Consider the following 19,992-nt stretch of genomic DNA (forward strand, 5'->3'; position numbering starts at 1 on the left):
CGCCCTGGCAACCTGCCTCGGTACGGTTCGGCAGCTTGATGATTCCGCACTGGAAACCGCCGCTCGGCGACGTGAAGTAGTACGACTCGTTTCGCTCGAACTCGACGTCGGTGAGCGTGGTGGTGGGTACCGTGGGCTACGCCCACGGCCTGACGGAGTGTGTGCGGCAAGCCGCCCACGTGTCGAGGTGTACCCGGCCGCTGCGCGGCTCGGTTCTCGTGTGCTGTTGTGCGGCAACGGATCGGCGGCGGTCGATCAGGATCGGGTGGCGTGTTTCGGTGGCGTGATCGCCGGTGCGTTCGCCTGCGGGGTGCGGTGGCGCGGCCCCGCCTGGGGGTGCCGCGCCACCGTTTCGTGATCTACTCCGCGTGCTGGCGAGCGTCCAGGGCGGCGGTGCGCAGTTGCTCCCACATATCGGGGTGCAGCCCGTGGTCGAGAGCCTGCTCGATCAGCAGCCCGAAACGGTGTTCGGGGTTCTGCTCGAGGCCCATCGTCAGGGCCTCGCGGGCGGTGGCGGGCTGGCGACCGACCCAGGCGCACACCGCGCCGTAGATCATCGCCGGGGCCGCGTGAACGCCGTCGAGGGATGCCCCGACCTGGCGGCACACCTCCGATATGGCGCGTACGCGCTCGGTGGTGAACTCCGCCATCAGCAGATCACGCACCGGGGTATCGAGTAGCGCGGCCGCCAGCACTCCCGCGTGCTCGACGCTCACACTGATCCCCCGCTCAACCTCGAGGTACGGGGCCACTGCGGTCTCGAATGCGCGTTGCGCCGCCTCGAGGGGGTCCGTAGCGGCCAATAGCACCTGTTCACGGCCGATGATCGCCTCGACCTGTGCCACGCGCTCAGGGCCGAACTGGGCCGGTGCGAACGAGGCGCGAATCTCGGCGCGGGTGAGCAACCGCAGATCACCGGCCACGATCGCATCGGCCACCAGCGGATGCGAGGACAGATCCAGCGGCTCCCCCTCGGCGGGCACCGCGACACCGGGCGCGTACCACATACGCGCCACACCCTCGGTGTAGGAGAACATCCGAGTACCGGGGCGGAACATCTCGACGGCACGGCTGGCCATCTCCGCCTGTTCGGCGGTCCCGAACATCACCACGAAGAACGTCAGAGCATCGTCGAGGTACGGCATCGACTCGAGCCCCTCGACAATGCGCGCCGCCTCCTCGGCGCACGGCTGCCCGATCTGCGTCATGGCCAACGCGGGCACGCGGGTACCCTGCCCGGACACGATCACCGCCAGCTCGGACTCGGGCAGATGACCCGCCAACGAAACAGCAAGAGCGACAGCGTCAGCCGGGCCGGAAATACGAACGAACATGAGGAACCCCTTTCACAGGGTCTCGGGGCGCGCTGGTCAGGCGCACCGCAACAACAGGACAACTTGCACTGTGAACACTGGCATGACCCACCGACAAAAACACCCCCAAAACACCCGCCGACGCCCCCGGCACTCACAGTGCCGGGGGCGCTGTGAGTGGGTGCGGTGACCTGCACCTTTACCGGTGCCGGCACCGCACCCACTCGGGGTGACTCGTGGGTCAGGCGGGGACAGGTTCGGTCGCCGCAACCGCGGCGGCAACATCGGTGAATCGCACCGCGGGAGAGGCCAGATCACGCAAGGCCAGATTCGATCCGGTGCAGGACGCGGACGTCACCGGCCCCGGCACCGCGAACGCCGCCCGGCCAATGGCCCGGGCATGACCGAGCACGTCCAGGGACCCACTGCGTTGTCCGGCCTCGACCACCACGGCCGCGTCCGCCAGGGCCGCGACGACGCCGTGACGGGCCTGTAGCCGTGCCTTCGACGGAACCACCTCCGGTGCGAACGGCGAGATCACCGCGCCGCCGTGCCGGGTGATCTGCGCGAACAACCGGGTATGCCCGGCCGGATACGCACGGTCGACACCGCACCCGAGCACCACCACCGTTGCGCCACCTGCGGCCATCGAACCCCGGTGCACCGCACCATCGATCCCGAAACCACCCCCCGACACCGTCACCAGCCCCGCCGAAGCGGCATCCTGCGCCCACTCCGAGGCGACATGCTCCCCGTACCCGCTCGCGGCCCGACTGCCCGTCATCGCCACCGCACGCACCCCATCACCGAGCACCGCAGACGAACCGAGCACCCACAACGCCAACGGCGCCAACCCCACCGCCGCAGCCGCCGCCAACCGCTCCGACGGCCACTCCGCATCATCGGGCGTCACCAACCGGCCACCCAACGCCGACACCAACTCCAAATCCCGCTGCGCCCGATCCACCACATCACCCGACAACACCACCTCCGGCACCCGACCCGCACGCACCACCTCCGCAGCACCCACCGGACCCTCCACAGCCACCAACGCCGCCACCGCCGCCGACGACGCACCCGTCACCCGCGACAAAAACGCCCACGCCAACCGACGCTCACCGAACTCGAAAACACCCACAACAAACCCCTTCCCAGGGCACCAGATGCGCTGGTCACACGCACCACAACAGGACAACTTCCACCCCCGAACCTGCCACACAACACCGACAAAAGCACCCCAAACCGCCACCGCCCCTCACAGTGCCGGGGGCACTGTGAGGGGCGGGTTTCAGAGATGCTCGTATGTGGCGTGTGCACTCGGCAGTTGTTGGCACATAGGAAGGTTCAGATCATGGTGGTCGGAACCATTTACAGCGGCATGCCCGCCCCCACCCATGCAATCACTCCCGCGGTGGCGCCGGCCGCGGCGATGCCCATGCCGACTGAGGAAGTGCGGGAGAGTTCATTTTGTCTAGCGAGTCGGGCGGCGAGGGCGGCGACGCACACGAGGGCAAGGACGACGAAAGTGTGAATTGCAGGGCTCATGTGTCAATTGAAGATTCCGGGAACGGGCCGAAACAAGGACTCCCCGCCCGCGGTCGGGCGTGTTGCACCTCGACCTCGCTGACCTTCGCTGGGCGCCGAACGGGCCAGCGTCTCCACAAGTACTCGGGTTCAGCTCAGCCCCAACGCACTGGCTAACAGTGCCGGTGCAGACTCCGACCCCATGAAGGCGATCAATCCGAGCGTTGCACCGGCCGCGCCGAGTCCTCCCACGAGAGACGCCAGCGGCGGGAAGTGCTGTCGAGCGAGTTTGTAGCCCAACACGGCAATGAGTAGCAGAAGGATTCCGAGGATCTGTTCGATTACTGGATGCATATGTCCAGTACAGATTCCACGAGGGCGCTGCACAATGCGGTTCGGCACGCGGTCGGGCGTGTCACCAGGCCCGACCGCGTGCGGAAGCGAGTTGTGTTCTTAGCCTTGCGGTGCAGGAATGTCCGGTACAGCCACGGGTGCCGGCAACTTCCATCGAGCGATCGGATCATTCGATACAGCGTCCGGATACAGGGCAACCTCGGCGATTGACACGTCGGCGGCGAGTTCGTTTCCACTGTAGTCAGGGAAAGTCACCAAGCCTTCTGCGTGACCATCGATAGCGTCGGATCCGATGCTGGTCGGAATACTCGTAACCGTGTGCCCTTGCAGGGTTTGGCCACTCAGGGTGCGCACCTTCCAGTTCTGCGGGCCGGCATTCATACTCCCGGACTCGACATCGATTGCCACTGGGAACGTGAGTGTGGGAATCGGTTTCGGCTGAATGGTTGGTTCGTTGAGGACCTGCACCTTCGCCGTGAATCCTTCTCCAGTGACATCTTGAGTGCCACCGATTGCGTCAGGACCTTCTGTCGCTGATTCAGTGCCGCTGGCTGTCGTTGATGAGGATGTCTCTGTACCCGTAGATCCAGTTGTGCTGGATTCGGCCTGCGACGACTCAGCTGCCGTCGTTGTCGTCTCCTCTGCTGGCGTCGCGTCATCGTTGCCGCAACCGGCGAGCGCCAAGCTGGCTGCTGCGCAGACTGAGAACGTAGATAGTGCCAGTTTCTTCATGAATTCCACCCTGTTTGTCGATTCCTCGCCGCGCACGCAACTGGGTCGTGTGCCCGACATTCCCTTTGACCGCCTGAATTCTAGACGCAGCCGTCGAAGTCGGCGCTGTTCGTCGAGTTGTAAATGAGTTGCGCTGTATAGGAGTGCGCCTACAGAGTTACCTCGTTCTGAGTGTTCCCATGCTTGTCGATTTCATAGGTACGTCGATTGAACGTGTAGGTAATCAGGCATGGCTGCCCTTGAACTATGACGGTTTCGGGGGCTTCCAGGTGGTCGTGTACAACCTGGTATACGTGGGTGTGCCCATCGGCGGCTTCTATTGCGTGGATGAAGATTTCGCGGATCGGCTTCTGTTGAGTGTTCATGGCAGAAAGCATAAACACATTCGTGCTGCGATTTCTCACCTACTTTCGGGCGCAAGTGGGTGAGAAATCGAACGGACTTTTGTCTATCATGCGGTCCCTATATCTCACCGAGAACCCAGAATCTGTTATTGCACCTTCGGTCGGCGTCCTCGTAGCGATCGGTTGAGAACCTCGTCCAACGTTGCGTACAACGCGTCGTCGTCATGGTTGTGTTCGTGCCGGGCGATGGCTTTCACGAGATCGTCGATCGCAGCACGTGCCGGCGGGTTGAACACGGCGGCTGCCGGGCCGGCCCATTCGATCAGGGCATCGGGATCGGTGGTGAAGATTCGGTCGAGAGCCTGCTGGCAGCGACGAAAGAACTGGTCGATGCGTTTGGTCTGCGGGTCGCGGTCTTCGGCCGGTCGGCGGGTGGCGGCATCCTCGGCGTCGTCGAGGTAGTCGTTGAGGATGTCGCTGGCGCGCTCCCGCAGATTCTGTTCCGCGCTCAGAGCGGACCAGAACGCATTCCAGTTCCGCCGGCTACCGGTGGCTGGCGGTAGAAGGTGATCACGAATGAGGATCGCGAGGTCATCGTCGCGAAGATCGGTTAGGGCGCTGGCCATGACCTCAGCATTGCGAACATCGGGCAGTGGCCGTGGATTCTTCACCCGCGCCCAAGGAGAATGTTCGACCATCAGTGGCGATCCTGCTTGTCATCGACCATGGCGACGTCCACCTTGCTGTGGCAGCCCTCATCGAGGGCATGTTCGGACAAGACGGCCTGCAACCGGTCTTCTACGCGACTTGTCATGATTCAACTCTCCTATCCGCGCAGTTCGTGCGCTACTGCAATAACCGACAGATCTACTGACGGTGCATCATTGGCCCATACCTGGGTTCGTCCGATCGACAGCTTGGCTGCGCTGGGATACACCCGCCAGGGGTGCACCGTGCGAAAGACTTCGTGGGCGAGGACAACTCCGTGGAACCGTGTCGGCACTGTGGTCACATCCAGGATGTCGCCGCGCCGGCGGATCTCCGTCATCGAGCGAGCAGTGCCCTTGCTGACGACGAGCTGGCGCCATGGAGTGCCTTTGGGTGCGATGACGGCCACGACGTGAGAGTCGAGCCAGCCGTTGGTTCGCCACGCAGGAAGGATTCCTCGTCCTTTCGGCAGACCGATCTCCGAGATCGCATCCTTCGCGTACTCCACCTGCTGCCGGTGTCGAACGGTGACCTCGGCCGGCGGCGACAAGAGCTGCCCGAGCCGACCGACAGGTATCGCGGCCTTGCGTCGATTCGGCCCGGCAATCCACCTGCGCACCGACCGAGCCGATACCCCCATTGCCTCTGCCACGGCATCGACATCGACTGCACCACGTTCGGTCGTCCCGTAGCAGGCGTTCAGGAGGGAGACGAGGCGCTTGCGGGTCCAGCGCGGGCCCGCCATCGCTACAGGTCCTTCCGAGCTGACATATTGACGTCGGAGAGATCGAGTACCTGCCAACCGGATACGTAGTTGTCCGCGTGGCCGTTGATGATCGACAGAGCCGCCTTGTCGCCTCCCTGCTCATACGCCGACAGCAACGCATCTGCTTGTTCCGGGGTCAACTCGAGAGTGATGGCACGATCGCGCTCATACGAGGAAGGACCCTGCACTCCGTCGATATTGATGTAGCCACCACGCTTGATCAGTCCGGAACCTGCCGAACTCGTCCGGAACGCACCGACTGCATTCCTGCGGCCAGCCTGTGTGGTAGCTGACTTCCGCGCCTGGGTGGCGATCTTGCCCATCGTCTCCGGTTTCGGCGCCGAGATCCGCTGCTTCCCTTCGGGGGCAATCCACCGCTGCACAGTACGAACCGATACCCCCAGATCCGCCGCTGCTGCCCGCGTGTCGATCGTGGCCCCTCTCTTTCCGGGGCCGTACGCGGCCAACAACGCACCCTTGAGCGAGGAAGGATCTGACGAGCCAGACACATCAGCGTCCTTGCGGCCGGTCAATCCAGTGAACAGCGTGGACCGAATCTGAGTTTGCCGCTGTTGAAGAACCTGCCGAACGGCCTTCTTCGTGGTCCCCATCGCACGGGCTGCCGCATCGACGTTCACCGACCTGGAAACCACCGATCCGAAATCAGTGATGCTGTCGGCGATCTTGCGGAACAATCCTCCAACCGGATTCCGTGCCATCACGACGCCACCTCAGAGCCGTGGCCAGTTCCCCACTCCCCCGGGCTGATCAGGGACTGCTTGCCCTTGTAGCTGTAGCCCGTCAGGAAATCATGGTGCTCATAGAGAAGAGCCGACCCCTCGTGCTTGTACTGTCCCAGCCCGCGGCCGTACTGCTTCTCAGAACCCGGCCACGCCTTCTGCGGATCTGCTTCGTCCGATACGTACAACACAGTGTCCTTCAAGACCGCTACCGGCCACGAGCCTGATGTCCGCCCGATCTGCTCGATCCGGTACAGGATGTTCGCCGTGGCCTTGGCGATGATGTGAAAGTGCCGCTCCGGCGAGTAGCCGACCTTGTTCTCGAGGTGGAGCTTCGAGTTCAGCATCCCCAGCGTGTGGGTATACATGACCTTGATCTGATCACGCGCCCTCTGTGCATCGACATCACCGGCACGATCGAGACTGGCCCGCGCGTCGCGGCTGCGCTCGTACCACGGCAACAACACTCGACCGTGTTCCTGCCACAGGTGCGCTTCGAGGATCTCGGGCTCGTAGCCGAATTGCGCTGCTCGTTCGAGCGTCGGCGTCGTTACCCACTGGGATTCGATCTTCGGGTTCACCAGAGGGTTAAGCGGATTCGGGAAACGCCAATCCGAATCTTCGGGTACGTCGATCAGCCAGTACCCGGGCACCTTCGGGTCGAACGTGGCTCCGTCCGGGAAATGAGTGGCCTCACCGATCGGCAGCTCGAGACCTGCGATCGCTGCAAGGTAGGAACCTCCCCGGTCATACGCGTGCACGTACTTGCACGCTGCCTCATCCTTCGTCAGCGTCCGAGTCCAGTCGATATCCGGTGCATGCGGCTTGAGGGATGTGGTTGCCGCATCAGAGGGGGACGGACCGAATACCCGCTTCCATTCCCGCGGCCGCGAGGCGATCATCAGATCGATCCCCGTTGCAGCAGGGCTGATCATCCACGGGAAGCTCACCGCCGTAGCGAAGTTCGCCAACCTGCGTGCCAGCTCGGCCGGGGTGGGATCGTCGGCGAGGATGGGCATTTCTTCCTCGTCCGAGCTCATTCCCGAAATCAGGGCAACCCACACACCTTTTTTCTCCCCGCGCCACACTCGGGTCCAGGTGCCGAGGCTGTTCCCTGGCTTACCGCCGAGTTGCCAACCGTCCGCAAGTGCATCGGTGACAAACGAGGACTCAGCGGTGAGTTCACGAAGTCTGTCGTTGCGCTTGCGCTTGCCCAGAGACTCGGTATCGATGCCGACGCTGCGGAGCATTGCATCGGTGATCCATATCTGCCCCGGAGCAGACCACGTCTTGTCCTTGTTGGTCCACGTCCCCAGATTCAGTCGCGAAACCAACTCCGCAGCGTCACCGACGTGCCGAAATCCCTCCGCCACCGGAACACAGGTGCCGTCAGCGAGCCAGATCCCGTCGACATCGAGCACTGCAGCCGGACCGGCGAAGTCCTTGCCCGTCTCGGGTGCCGGCGACTGGCGTTCCCGCGACGACCCGGTCACCGTCGCTACTGCAGTCTCGGCCACCGCCTCCGGCTGCGACGGAACGGTATCGCCGCGCGCGGCCGCCCGAGAGACACCGGTGCTCTGCCACCAGCACGGAAGATGCATGGCCAAGCCGTCAATCATCCAGCCAGCCTCATCGGAACCGCACAGTGCGCACTCGGTGGGCTCGATCAACTCGGCGTCGGCAGTATTGCCTTCGGCATCGGTCTCAATCGCCATACTCGTCTCCTGATCTGCTACTTCAGGGCTGGTCAGGCCCCGCTCTGTCACGGCCGCTGAGTCTGCGGAATCAGAAGAACTTTCCGACTCGTGTGCAGCCGCAGTGTCGATCTCGTCTGCGGACAATGACGGAGCATCTTCGGTAGATGCAGTTGGCGCCGCAGCCGATTCAGCAGACTCTAACTCGACCCCACGACGTTCACCGGACTGATCAATCAGGTCCTTCAGGCCAGTCGATGGCCCCGAGCTGTTGGGGCCCTGTGGATCCGGGCCACCCGACTCCACTGCCCCGTCGCCGTTGTCGTCGGGATCCTCACCGATAACCTTCCACAAGCGAAGGGCAGTCAAGCGCTGACGACGATCCTCGCAGTGAATGGTGCGCTGCACTGTGTACCGCGGGGTCCGGCCGGCGCGCTCCTCAGCGATTAAGATCCCCTCGTCGTGCAATGCACGCAATGCGGTACCACGATCAATCTGAGGTGCATCAGACATCGACTGCGCTGCTGCTTTGAGGACCTGTTCGAGGGCAGTAGATTCCAGCAACAGCTGCGCCTCGCCGTCCCTCGGCCCCGGATCGGTCAGCACGTAACCGAGGCGAATTCCACGGGCATCTTCCCGATACTTTTTGACGTCTTGGAATTCGCCGACAAACGTGCGCCGCCAACCCAGCCGTCCTGCGAGGGGACGATCAGGTGCCTCACCGGTGCGAACATCGTCGACATAGGCCTGCCCGGTGCGCAGAGCATGCGCGATCAGTTCGCGAACCCTTGCTCCAGTTCGGGAAGGAAGATCAGGATCGGCTGCGGCCGCTGCCGTCGCCAGAAGACCCTCGTCAACGATATCGAGAGTGGTCCGAGCTTCGTCCTCGGACAATGCGCCGATATCGACCAAGAAGCGGGTCATAGCCACCCATCCGGCCCACACAGCACCGATCGCTTCGGCCTGCCGCACACTTTCCCCGGAATCGCGCAGAACCTGGGCGTACCTGTCAGCCTCGGAGAAGGCCACTCCCCTTGTTTCGTCGAGCCGTCCGGCCAGGTACTGCAAAAACGTCGCCATCAGCAGGGCCCGACCATGGCGGGACTCGTCGCGGTCCAGGTTCTTCAGGTCGTCGAGGTCGAGCTCTTCTTTCTGCATCGGCACCGCCAACATGCGCTGCGCCCCCGACCCCGGCCGCGGCATGACCTCCGAGGTAACGATCGCTGAAGCTCGAGGCGGAGTTCCGTCGAGAACGCTCAACCCGTCCCGCGTCGACCGCGAACGCTGCTCCCCGTTGTGGACCATGCGCGCGAACTCTTCGAGAGACTTTTGCGCTGCTCCCCAATCTCGTGTTGGTGCAACGTCATCAGCCCAGTACAAGGCATCCTTTGCCGCATTGAGCTTGATACGAAGGGCATTCAGTGTGTCGCCATTGCCCGACATGGACGTGGCCGGTCTGCGCCGATCCCACAGCTCGCCCCAGTGGTGCATACCGATCGACGCGACCGAGGTCTTGTACGAGCCAGGCGAGCCGACCATCAGCAAAACCCAAGGATTCGGTCCCATCGCCGACCGATACACATGACCGAGCATGGCCGCGCCGACCCGCGTCGGCATCAACGTCAACATCGATGCGGAATGTTCCAAGAACGCATCGCGCACCTTCTCCACATCCGTAGACGGAGCAGGCAAGTCGTACCGGGCCAAGGGTCCGGTCAGCAGGACCGGGGCGACCTTTGCGCCACTGCTGGTGATCGCACCACCGGCGTGGACAAAGAACCACTCACCGGCTTCATCGCGTCGCCACCCGGTTGAACGAAACCGCACGGTGCGAGTAATTGAACCACCGGCCACCTTGAGCGCATCGCGAACTTTCGCGATACCGGACGGCCGAGAGTCATAGGCGGGTGGTCCAGGCAGGGATTCGATCCATCCGCAATCACGAAATTCCATCGCGTCGACACGGAGCCGCATGAACTCGCCGGTCGCGGGGTGGGTGTATCCGATCACCACAGCCGACAACTGCTCAGGTGACGACGGATTCGCTTCCTTCTGCCCCTCGATTCCCTCACGTCCGAGCAATACCGGAGCATCGACATCCACCGATTCGTCCTGCGTCTCGAGGTACTCCATCTCCACGATCCGAGCATCGATCCCGAGGACCAACTTCGCCTGCTCATCGCCATCTTTGTTGGTGGTGATCTCGACCAACTGGCCGTCCACGATCCGGAACGTCGGAGCAGATATCGCGACGCCGCGGCGAGAACTCGACTCCCCCACCGGCGCTGATGCACCTGCCTCGAATACGCCTGTTTGCCCGACTGCGCGGGTCGAGTCTTCGGGCTCGACGCCTGACTCGTCCGATGAGGACCGGTCGTCCTGCAGTAGTGGCGGTAGCGGGACTTTCGCCACATCATGTGCCAACCGCGCGGCGTTGCGGGCCAGTTGCCACACTGCTACCGCGTCATCGGCGGCAGAACCTGCCCACTCGGTGCCGGCGTCGGCTGCCTGTCGCCGAGCATGGTCGACGACATCCCGAAGAACTTCAAACCGGATCTCAGCTTCAAGGGCCCAGCGCTTGGCCCGCTTTGCTTCGAGGTCGTCGTCCTCCGCGAGTGCGGCACGCGCTTGCGCCTCAGCAGCAGCCTTTTCGATCAGGAGGGCTTTCGCGCGAGCTGTGCCGGAGAGCGCATGCGCAGCCACTTCCGCCGCAGACACTTTCAGCAGCCCACCGAACTCATCATCGGCCGACCACAGACCTGCTTCGACATGGTCGGTGAAGTCGGTCTTCGGCCCGGGTGTACCTGGAAGTAGAAGCTGTACTTTTGCCCCGACGCCACCCAATAGCGAGAAGAGATCGACTCCTCGTTCCCATCCGGCATCGTCACGGTCGAGCACGATCTGAACTGTTGCACCCTCAAAGAGCGCAGCGCATTCACTCGGGAAGGCGCGTCCACCCTGGGTGTTGGTCGTTGCAACCAAACCCAAGGCCTCGGCGCTGGCAACGTCTTTCTCGCCCTCGAGCAGCCACACGGGCGTCCCATCCGCCACAGCCGCAATGAGCTCAGGCATGCGATACAGGACAGGGGTGAAGTCGTGGGGCTTCTTCTTGACACGCCGACCGAGAGCAGTGACGAACACCTGCCGAAACTGCTTGTGCCGGCCGAGTTCACAGGAGGTGCATTCTTCACGAACAACCTCTTGCACGACATTGCCATCGGCATCGGAGTACGGATAGACCGCCACCTGCTCCCAGGTGTGTTCAATCTCTTTGGCGATCTCACGTGCGGCGATAGGTTTCGGAAGGCCACCGACTCTGCCCCGACGTTTACCGCTTGCCCGCTGTGTGGCTGACCGACCCACTCGGCGACCCTCGGGCCGTGGCGGGAGCGGTTCGTCGAACAAGTCGGCGAGAGAGATGCCGAGGGCGTCAGCGATGTCCTTGCCGCTGGCGCCGCATCCGTGGCAATGCAGCAGAACCTTGCCGCCGTGCCCGTCGTCGCTCCAGGTGATCGACAACGATGCATGAGAGTCGTCATGTACAGGGCACCGGGCGGAGAACTGGCTGTTGCTGCGGATCTTCATCCCGCCGGCTGGCTCGAGCAACTGGCGAAGGTTGTCGATCGACCACATACGGCCGCGGGGTGCAGGTGAGGTCACAGATTGTCACCCACCGTGTCGCGAGCACCGGGCGCGCGCAGACTTTGGTCTATCATGAGTACAGCACCGCCCCTTCCTCTCGAGGATGTTGGTGGTCAGAGATCCAGCTGGATCTCGTAAGGTCGCCGAGATGCCCCCTCCCGCCGCCAAGCATGGGGGGCATTTCGCTTTCTATGGCGCTCCCATCACGCCCCCATAGCGAGCTGGCCCACGCGCTGCGCCGAGCCTTGGACGTGGATTTCAAGAAGCTGAAGCTGGTTCGGGTTGAGCTTGTTCGCGATGTACTCGGGTATGTCGAGGCCGTGTGCGATCGCAAGCACGAGCACCGAGTAGTCCCCCGCCGGAATGCCGAGCTCCTGGGCGCGTTGTTCGTAGACGTGATGCTGTGGGATGGGAGCACGCGTGGCGATATGGCCGCGGGACCCCTTGTGCTGCTGTGCCATGGAATGAGCCTAGAACGAATCTGTAACAGGTAGAGGTAACCGAAATGGTGCGGCGTGTCGCTCCGCATCTTGCTGCCAGTGCACGCCATCGCAACCCTCGCCTCTCCCTCGCTCATTTGGCTCTACTTCAGATAGATCCGGATTCCACGCCTGTGTGACACCGGGCTTTCAAACAATTTGCCGACGTGTCGCAAGACGGTCCGAACACTCCCCTACGCACGACCTACCGCGAAATGAGTGGGGAGCATGGGGAGCGGCCTAAAACAGCAGTTCAAACCATAAAAAGTGCTCCCCACCATGGTGGGGAGCATGGTGGGGAGCATGGTGGGGAGCGAAGGTGGAAGACGCTCCGGGCGCGAAACTCAGTCAGACAGTGTGCCCAACTTCAGCTGCAAAGCCAGGGCAACAATGATGCTCCGGGTGGGAGCACCCAACTCGTCCTTCTTGCGGTCGAGCCAATCGCGCTGCTCGCGACTGAAGCGCACCTGAATCTGAATTCCCCCGCGGACCTTGGGCTTTTTCCGCCGTCGCGGAACCGCACCAACAGACTTCGTTGGCGAGCGAAGGAGTACCGCTACTTCCTGGAGCTTCTCTTCGAGGGCTTCCTCGGCAACGTCGGCATACGTCCCACCGATACGCCCCTTTTCTGCTTTCAGTGCCTTGAGTGTTGCCGCATCGATGTACACCGGTACGTCCTCGATGTCCTCAGAGGTCGAGCCCTGAGGGTCGCTATCCGCGGGCTGCGCTACCTGGATCGGGGCAGCCGTGGCGGGCGCCGGCACCAGCTTCGTGACAGGAGGAACTAGCGACTCCCCCGCACTTTCCGGGGCGGCCGCCGAAGCGTCAGCGATCGGCGTAGTTGCCGATGACTTCTCCTCTGCATCGGGTTTTGCGGGCGGATCCTTCTCTGGCGAGGCTGTTGGTCGTTGTAGAAACTGCGCCAGACCCTCGCCACGCCTTGGAGCTGGGGGCGCCGCAAAGGCTCCTTCCAGGCTGCCGGGCTTTCGGGTTCGAGACTTGCCGCTCATGCCGCACCTTCCTCGTCCTGGTCGAACTCGCTCATTCGAGCAAAGATCTCCATGGTGAGTTGTTCATAGTCTTCCGCCAGCCCAGTTGCGTTGCGGGCCAAGAAGTCAGCAACCGGCTTCTGTCCCGTTCGCAAGGATGCAAGGCGCTGTGCTTGCGCCTGTGCCGCCTGCGTTTCCAGCTCGTGGGCAAGCAGTCCCTTATCGCGCAGGTCGTACGCTGCGGCCTCCAGGTGACGTATGCGGGTATCGAATACCGGAGCTGACTCCCCGATCAAATCGGAAACGCGGTCTCGAACGGCGTCTTCGAGTCGAGTCGAACGTGAGCCGATCTGGAAGAGTGCGACGCCGGCGAGTCTGAGCGCCGGGTTGGTTCGCCGTGCCACTGTGAATGACTCAGCGATCGCGCTGAGTCCTTTGATGCTTGCAGAGTCAGCGCGTGTTGGAATCACCAGTGCCCGTGTGCACTCCAGGGTTCCGTTGATGATCATCTGCTCCCCCGGTGGCAGGTCGAACACAATCAGGTCGTATTCGTCTGCGATGGGCACGAGGGATCTACGCAGAAGGTCACCGAAGGTGTCGGACGCCCGAGTGGGATCGTCACCTCTCGCAGCGCGACCTGCAAGAACACTGGTGATATCCGCAAGTGCCCGCCCACCGGGTACTACGTCGAGGTTGGGACGGATGTCCTTCATCACAGGAACGCAGGTCCCCGTGATCAGGGCAGAGAGCAGGGCATTTCCATTGTCCTGCTTGTATCCAAGGTCGTTGCACATGTCGCCCTGTGGATCGAGATCGCAGGCGAGAACCTTCCATCCGCCGGCGGCTGCGAGGCCAGAGCAGTTGGTTGATATGGAGGTTTTACCCACTCCCCCTTTGCCGTTGCCGATTGCGAGGGTTCGTTTGATGAGCTTCGTCATGACTCTCCTAAGACTTGCGTTGAATCTGCGGTGGAGTCGCGTGAGACTTCGCCGGGGAACTCAACGTGGGTTTTCATCGTGGAACTAGGACTTGTAAACACGGACGAGACCCAGCTGTAAATCGGTCACGAACTACAGCTCGTAACAAGGCGAAACATCCGGTGGTCAATCCGGTCGTAACACCCGTGTTCATTCCAGCATCAAAGCACACAGGAATCACGGCCGCAACAAGAACCATAATAAACGCAGGTAAACACAGTGGAAAAACAAGCGGAAGTAGCGCCGTAAATCCAATTGGAACATAGGCCAGAGAACACGCGGCATACAGCAGTGGGACACGAGCCGGAAACCACAGCTGCATCCCGGCTAGAACGCCCAGCGGAAGACGCACCTGATGTAGAGGGGGATTCAACGCCGGAGTCTGCGGTGGTGCATTCAGCGGAACAAGTACCACAGACAACGACGGAATCATCACCTGAATCAGAGGTGGATCGAGCAGGGGAAGTTGCAGGCGAGCCACCGCCAGGTGGCAAGGTGGAACAGGCGCTCGAATCAACGATGGGACGGTCGGTGGAATCTGTACCTGTGCCAGCAGAGGAAGGGGGAGTGGACGCGGCAGGACAACAAGCGCAGTAAATGCCTTTACCCTGCGGTTATATCGGAAATTTTCGGCAGGCGACCGTAGGTTTGCCGGACTGCACGGCGACAATCACCAACAGGCCCCCGTGTGGAGCGCTGCTGGAAAATTCTGTCCAGTAATCCATGCTCACTGGACAGGCCAACAGCCGATGAAAGGACGCCCGCAGGAACAACCGGAAGTAGCTCCTCGATCAGGTCCACCAAGGTGTCTTCAAGCACCTGTTCGGCCGCGCAGTACAGCCCCCAAAGTTGCCTCATCTCCCATGTCAGCAGGAGTGGATTGGCGAAGAAGAAGCTCGCGCACATTGCTTCGATTCGTTGCACCTGAGGGTTGCTGATCTCGCGCCGGTCATATGGGTATGCCCATGTAGCGAGGTAGGCACTTTCTTCACATGTTCTCCGGTCGACGTCCAGAAGCGTCGCGAGGTCCGCCCAGTCGGCAAGTCCGAGACCAACACGCGCTTCTTTCAGAGCCCTGCCCATGGCGCGCTGACAGGTCAAGACGTAAGCGCCGAGTGAGAGTCGATACCCTTCGAGTTCCCGAAGACCGTCAACTCCGGTGAAACTGTGCCGACCGCCGGTGAATTCGGATGCAACGAGCAACGGCTCGTTGTCCCACCAGCGAAATTTCGATTGCTTGTAGCTCTGACGGTGCCACACGAGGTCAGCGACCCATCGCGACGAATCGCTGGTGTCAGTAGAACCGAGTGGAAGCGTCATGGGCCAATGGTCGCAGGTTCAGCGCAGTGTGTCACCAGGCGAACAGCAAAGAGCCCGCATTTGGGTGACGCCGAACAGATTCGCTTGAACTGTGACGCAACCAGACGACTACCAGTAGGACTTCGTACAAATAGCGGGGCCAACCGGCGACCTACCGAATCTCGAACAAGAACTACTACGCGTCGACCACATGGAAGGCATGTCGCCCACGAAAAGTACTGATAGGTGGGCGAACAAGCACCGCAAGACTGGCGGAGCTGCCCAGGGTGTGCGCTGAGCGACCACCACAGTCATGACGCAGCCCGTAAGGGCGTACGACAATAGTGCGCGGCAGCGACGCGAAGACTCGACTGGTAGCAGATGGCACACCACCAGCAAGCGCGTGGACAACGACTACACCCCGACGAAACGCATCGTGGACGGAACTCAGCGTAGAAACATTCCGTCTAGTACGGTATGAGACTTGACGACGTCCGGACAAGCTGTTTGCGCAGCTCATCCACCATGGCGGCACGGACAGGGGAGATCCACACGAAGTGAGCGGTGCTTAACGGATCGTTCTGAGCGTCCCTATTGACCGGTATAAGTCAGACGGCACCACACAAGCCGAACGACACCAGGCAGGACACTCAGCAATGACCAGCACACAGGGACCGCGGGGGAGAGGCGCACTAATCTCCCGAAGCGGCAAAGGGGGAGGTGTTGTGATGTGACCGCGCAACCGTCCATGTCTGCAGCCCCCCAATCACTTGAGGCGGCCTTCGCTCCACCTGAACGCAAGTCGTCATCGACTCAGCAGCAGAAGGAGCAAGAAGTGACCCAGCTCGTTCCCGACGGATCCGTCGACGACGACCCAGTCGTCTCATCGAACGTGCACCTACCAACGCTCACCAGCGACCGTGTAGCCGCAGAATGCGTCCGTCGGTCGATGACCACCGGAGAAGTGTTCATCGAAGCGCTCGAGGCGACCTACTCACACCTCAACGATCTCGTACACCCCGGCGGTACCGTCGGCGGCACCCTCTTCAAAGCCCGGGGAATCGGTGCCGCTCGCGTACAGAAGGTCACGAAGCGCCAAGTGCCCTTCTCTCTCCTGGAATCGGACTTCGAAGTCATCGACCGCATCAAGACCGAAGTCGCAGCCCGATCACGCTCACAGCTACTGACTGCCGCACTCGACGCGCACCTCCAGACCAAGGAAGAGGATTGACCATGGGTTTTACCACCAAGCTCAAGGACCGTGCACTGTCAAAAGCAGTCGGCGAAGAGCAGGACTCGACCACCCACAATGGCCTCCCCAAACCGGATGTCGATTTCACTGCCACCTCCCGAACCAAAGTCCGACGCCGACCCGCATTTCTCGCTGCGGGTATCGCCCTCGTCGTCATCTTCGTCATCGGGGCGGTATTCCTCGTCAACACAGTACGGTCCACCACAAATGTCCTGGTCGCCTCCAGCGACATCAGTCAAGGACAGACCATCACCGAAGCGGACTTGACGACTGTTCAGGTCAACTCTGACTCCGGAATATCAAGTATTCCCGCTGACCAGATCACCTCGGTGGTCGGAAAGTCTGCCGGAGCGGCACTCCCCGCCGGCACGGTTGTGAACCCCTCTGCTGTCACCGCCAACGTCGTACCGGGGAAGGGGCTGACCGTCGTCGGGGTAACGGTCGCCTACTCGAAGCTGCCCACCCAGGAACTGCGCCCCGGTGACTTCATTCGTGTTGTCGACACTCCGCGCGACCAGGACGACGCGCCGGTCCAGGACCCGATCGCCACCAAGGCACAGGTGGTTTCAACGCAAACCATCGCAGAGACGGGTGAAACTACGGTCGATGTGATCGTGCCGCAGGCCGAAGGCAGCTGGGTCTCCGCACGAGCCGCCACCGGCCGTGTCGCCATTGTCCTCGACTCGAGTGAGAAGTAGGAACCATGTTTCTGGCACTTACCTCAGCGAGCGGAGCACCCGGAGTCTCCACAACAGCCCTAGGGTTGTCCCTTTGCTCACCATCGGACCGCGTCCTACTCGTCGAAGCAGACCCCGTCGGGTCGTCCCCGGTCCACTCGGGATATCTCCAGTCCGCGCGAGAGGCCTCCGATCGCAGAGGAGACCGCTCCTTGATCAACCTCGTCGATCCCACTCGTCGAGGTCGGATATCCAGCGCTTTCGCCGAACAAGCTGTCCCTCTGCCCGGTTCTGACGTCTGGGTGATCCCCGGCCTGATGAACACACAACAGGCCGACGCCATGACCAGCACATGGGCACCGCTTGGAGCGCACCTGTCGGGCCTGTCCCAACGCGGTGCGACCGTCGTCGTGGACGCAGGCAGGCTCGGCCACCAGTCAGGCCCCGCCGAGTTGCTCCGCCAAGCCGATCTCATCGCAATAGTCACGAGACCGACGATGACCGCCCTTACCGCCCTCCACGGAACGCTCCGCGGCCTGCGAGCGAAGCTCGAATCCACCAAGTCCCCGTCCGCAATCGGACTCATTCTTGTCGGAAACAGCCCCTACACCGCCAGCGAAGTGACCAAAACCTTCGGAATCGACGTCATCACCACGATTCCGGATTCACCCGTGCACGCCAAGGTCTTCTCCGAAGGTGCAGAGATGACCGCCTTCAGGAGAACGAGATCCACCTACCTGAGGTCCCTTCGAAACGCCTGGCCACGACTTGGCACGTATATCGACAGCCACCGCCCCGAGTGGGTCCACGCACCCCGGTACACCCCCGAACTGACCTCTCGGAACGAGCCCACAGCAGGAGAAGTTCATGCCTGACAACAATGCCCCGGACAAGATGCCGCTGTGGCTGCTGCCGCAATTCAGCGACGTCGAAACCGTCGATGTCCCAACCGAAGAGGCTGACCGGGTGGGGGAGACACCAAACCCCGCACGGGAGACGCCGCGGCACAACGGAAGCAGTCACACCGCCGCCGGCCTACTTTCCGCAGCCGGTCACACGGCTGAGCCTCGCACGGGCCCGCGTGCTCACCGGCTCAGCGCCCCCGCAGGAACCCTGGTCGACAAAGATCGCCGGCGCCTCGTGCGCAATCTCGTCGGACACGTCACCGACGAGCTCACCGCCGATATTTCAGAACGTCGCCGCCAAGTCGAGGACGAGAAAGAACCCACCCCTGACCTTGCGCCCTACACCCGCGACGAGGAGCGTGAGCTCGGTCGGCGAATCATCGCAGACCACATGCAACGGTTCATCAACTCGACCATCACCGCAGGTCGAGAGCCGCTTGCCGTCGACGAGCAGCACGACATCGAAAAGTCGGTCTACGACACACTTTTCGGGCTCGGCCCGATCCAAGCAATTGTCGAACTACCGGACATTGAAGACATCTTCATCTACGGCACTCACTGCCACAGCGTCGATCCCGACGGAACGCGAACCGACTACGGAGATATCGCCGACAGCGATGACGAGGTCATCGAATGGATCTCCAACCTCGCAGCTCGTGCACCAGGTGGTGGCCGCCTCTTCTCCCAGATGCACCCTCACCTCCGGCTCAACCTCGAGGGCGGCATCCGCTTCACCGCAGACGCATGGACCGTGCCACGCCCCGAAGTCTCGATCCGACTCCACAGGCACAAAGACATCGTCCTCGACGACTGCGTCAAATTGGGCACCATGCCACCCCTGCTCGCCCGCATCTTCGAAACCGGGCAACGAGGAGGCATGTCGATGGTCGCGGCAGGTGACATGGGATCAGGAAAAACCATGCATATTCGGGCAATCGCGAACTCGCTGCCACTCGGCACCCGCATCGGCACCGTCGAAACCGAGCGAGAACTCTTCCTCCACGAGCTCCCCGGCCGCGAAGGTGATGTCATCTCCTACGAAATCCTCACCGGCGGCGGAGAAATTACAGGAAACACTGGCAAAGAACTCGGATCCGTCGATCTCGGGGACCTCCTGTACTCCTCGGTTCGTCACCGACTCGACCGAGTCATGGTCGGAGAGGTCGCCGGCAAAGAGATCATCCACATGCTCAAGAGCATGCAGTTCACCAAAGGATCACTGTCAACCACCCACGCCCGCACAGCCCGTGGCGCCATCGACCGACTCGTCACCTGCGCGACCGAAGACCACACCGTCTCCGAGCGTTACGCAACCAGGCAGGTGATGTTCCACATCAACCTGATCTTTCACCTCGAGATCGAGTTCGATACCGACGAGAGCGGCAACAAAACCAAACACCGGTTCGTCGACGAAGTGATCTATCTCGAACCAGGCGAGAACGGTGAACCCGCCATCACCACCGTCTACAAAGGTGGGCGCGGGGGAGAGGGCCAATTCGGAAGCTTCCCACCCGCCATGATCAAGCAGCTGTACGCCGGCGGGTTCACCACCAGCGAGATCCCGCCCAACACACTCACATGGGGAGAGGCAAGCTGA

General features: G+C 62.0%; 19 protein-coding genes. 5 read left to right on the forward strand and 14 right to left on the reverse strand.

Annotated features, from left to right (window positions below; genetic code table 11):
* Window positions 1-358: hypothetical protein (locus tag ACZI8R_RS19060; protein WP_463381232.1), on the forward strand; the 358-nt coding region annotated here is incomplete at its 5' end.
* A gap of 1 nt (window position 359) precedes the next feature.
* Here ACZI8R_RS19060 and ACZI8R_RS19065 read toward each other — a convergent pair.
* The 14 genes from ACZI8R_RS19065 to ACZI8R_RS19130 all read right to left on the reverse strand — a co-directional run bounded on the left by ACZI8R_RS19065 (window position 360) and on the right by ACZI8R_RS19130 (window position 15,582).
* Complete coding sequence (locus ACZI8R_RS19065; RefSeq protein ID WP_463381233.1) at window positions 360-1,334, reverse strand: DUF4192 family protein; 975 nt, start codon at window positions 1,332-1,334, stop codon at window positions 360-362.
* Window positions 1,335-1,554: 220 nt separating this feature from the next.
* A complete protein-coding gene (locus ACZI8R_RS19070; protein WP_463381234.1) occupies window positions 1,555-2,451 on the reverse strand; it encodes a DNA-processing protein DprA in 897 nt (298 codons plus the stop codon).
* A gap of 230 nt (window positions 2,452-2,681) precedes the next feature.
* A complete protein-coding gene (locus tag ACZI8R_RS19075; RefSeq protein WP_463381235.1) occupies window positions 2,682-2,858 on the reverse strand; it encodes a hypothetical protein in 177 nt (58 codons plus the stop codon).
* Window positions 2,859-2,987: 129 nt separating this feature from the next.
* The gene (locus ACZI8R_RS19080; protein ID WP_463381236.1) at window positions 2,988-3,191 is read right to left on the reverse strand and encodes a hypothetical protein; all 204 of its coding nucleotides are present in this window, start codon (window positions 3,189-3,191) and stop codon (window positions 2,988-2,990) included.
* A gap of 99 nt (window positions 3,192-3,290) precedes the next feature.
* Window positions 3,291-3,923, reverse strand: coding sequence for a hypothetical protein (locus ACZI8R_RS19085; protein ID WP_463381237.1), 633 nt, complete (start codon window positions 3,921-3,923; stop codon window positions 3,291-3,293).
* A gap of 149 nt (window positions 3,924-4,072) precedes the next feature.
* Window positions 4,073-4,288 carry a hypothetical protein gene (locus tag ACZI8R_RS19090; protein ID WP_463381238.1) on the reverse strand — a complete coding sequence of 72 codons (216 nt, stop codon included), beginning with the start codon at window positions 4,286-4,288 and terminating at the stop codon, window positions 4,073-4,075.
* 125 nt (window positions 4,289-4,413) lie between these two features.
* Complete coding sequence (locus tag ACZI8R_RS19095; protein ID WP_463381239.1) at window positions 4,414-4,893, reverse strand: hypothetical protein; 480 nt, start codon at window positions 4,891-4,893, stop codon at window positions 4,414-4,416.
* 200 nt (window positions 4,894-5,093) lie between these two features.
* Entirely contained in the window at window positions 5,094-5,720 is a 627-nt protein-coding gene (locus ACZI8R_RS19100; RefSeq protein ID WP_463381240.1) for a hypothetical protein, read from the reverse strand.
* A gap of 2 nt (window positions 5,721-5,722) precedes the next feature.
* A complete protein-coding gene (locus ACZI8R_RS19105) occupies window positions 5,723-6,460 on the reverse strand; it encodes a terminal protein (RefSeq protein ID WP_463381241.1) in 738 nt (245 codons plus the stop codon).
* Window positions 6,460-11,835: a telomere-binding protein gene (locus ACZI8R_RS19110; RefSeq protein ID WP_463381242.1), complete on the reverse strand. Its 5,376-nt coding sequence runs from the start codon at window positions 11,833-11,835 to the stop codon at window positions 6,460-6,462. Before ACZI8R_RS19110 ends, ACZI8R_RS19105 begins: the two co-directional genes overlap by 1 nt.
* 185 nt (window positions 11,836-12,020) lie before the next feature.
* Window positions 12,021-12,278: a hypothetical protein gene (locus ACZI8R_RS19115; RefSeq protein WP_463381243.1), complete on the reverse strand. Its 258-nt coding sequence runs from the start codon at window positions 12,276-12,278 to the stop codon at window positions 12,021-12,023.
* A 362-nt stretch (window positions 12,279-12,640) separates the two neighbouring features.
* The gene (locus tag ACZI8R_RS19120) at window positions 12,641-13,306 is read right to left on the reverse strand and encodes a hypothetical protein (RefSeq protein ID WP_463381244.1); all 666 of its coding nucleotides are present in this window, start codon (window positions 13,304-13,306) and stop codon (window positions 12,641-12,643) included.
* Window positions 13,303-14,223, reverse strand: a complete 921-nt coding sequence (locus ACZI8R_RS19125; protein WP_463381245.1) for a ParA family protein — start codon at window positions 14,221-14,223, stop codon at window positions 13,303-13,305. The genes ACZI8R_RS19120 and ACZI8R_RS19125 overlap by 4 nt, the downstream gene beginning before the upstream one ends.
* A gap of 642 nt (window positions 14,224-14,865) precedes the next feature.
* Window positions 14,866-15,582 (reverse strand): hypothetical protein, encoded by a 717-nt coding sequence (locus ACZI8R_RS19130; protein WP_463381246.1) that lies wholly within the window; start codon window positions 15,580-15,582, stop codon window positions 14,866-14,868.
* An 814-nt stretch (window positions 15,583-16,396) separates the two neighbouring features.
* Between ACZI8R_RS19130 and ACZI8R_RS19135 the strand changes: the two genes are divergently transcribed.
* The 4 genes from ACZI8R_RS19135 to ACZI8R_RS19150 all read left to right on the forward strand — a co-directional run bounded on the left by ACZI8R_RS19135 (window position 16,397) and on the right by ACZI8R_RS19150 (window position 19,992).
* On the forward strand, window positions 16,397-16,792 hold the full coding sequence (locus ACZI8R_RS19135) for a hypothetical protein (protein ID WP_463381247.1): 396 nt from the start codon (window positions 16,397-16,399) through the stop codon (window positions 16,790-16,792).
* Between the two features lie 2 nt (window positions 16,793-16,794).
* Entirely contained in the window at window positions 16,795-17,511 is a 717-nt protein-coding gene (locus ACZI8R_RS19140; protein ID WP_463381248.1) for an SAF domain-containing protein, read from the forward strand.
* Window positions 17,512-17,807: 296 nt separating this feature from the next.
* Window positions 17,808-18,365, forward strand: a complete 558-nt coding sequence (locus ACZI8R_RS19145; RefSeq protein WP_463381249.1) for a CpaE/TadZ family protein — start codon at window positions 17,808-17,810, stop codon at window positions 18,363-18,365.
* Window positions 18,358-19,992 (forward strand): ATPase, T2SS/T4P/T4SS family, encoded by a 1,635-nt coding sequence (locus tag ACZI8R_RS19150; RefSeq protein WP_463381250.1) that lies wholly within the window; start codon window positions 18,358-18,360, stop codon window positions 19,990-19,992. The genes ACZI8R_RS19145 and ACZI8R_RS19150 overlap by 8 nt, the downstream gene beginning before the upstream one ends.

Source organism: Rhodococcus huquni, assembly GCF_055231055.1.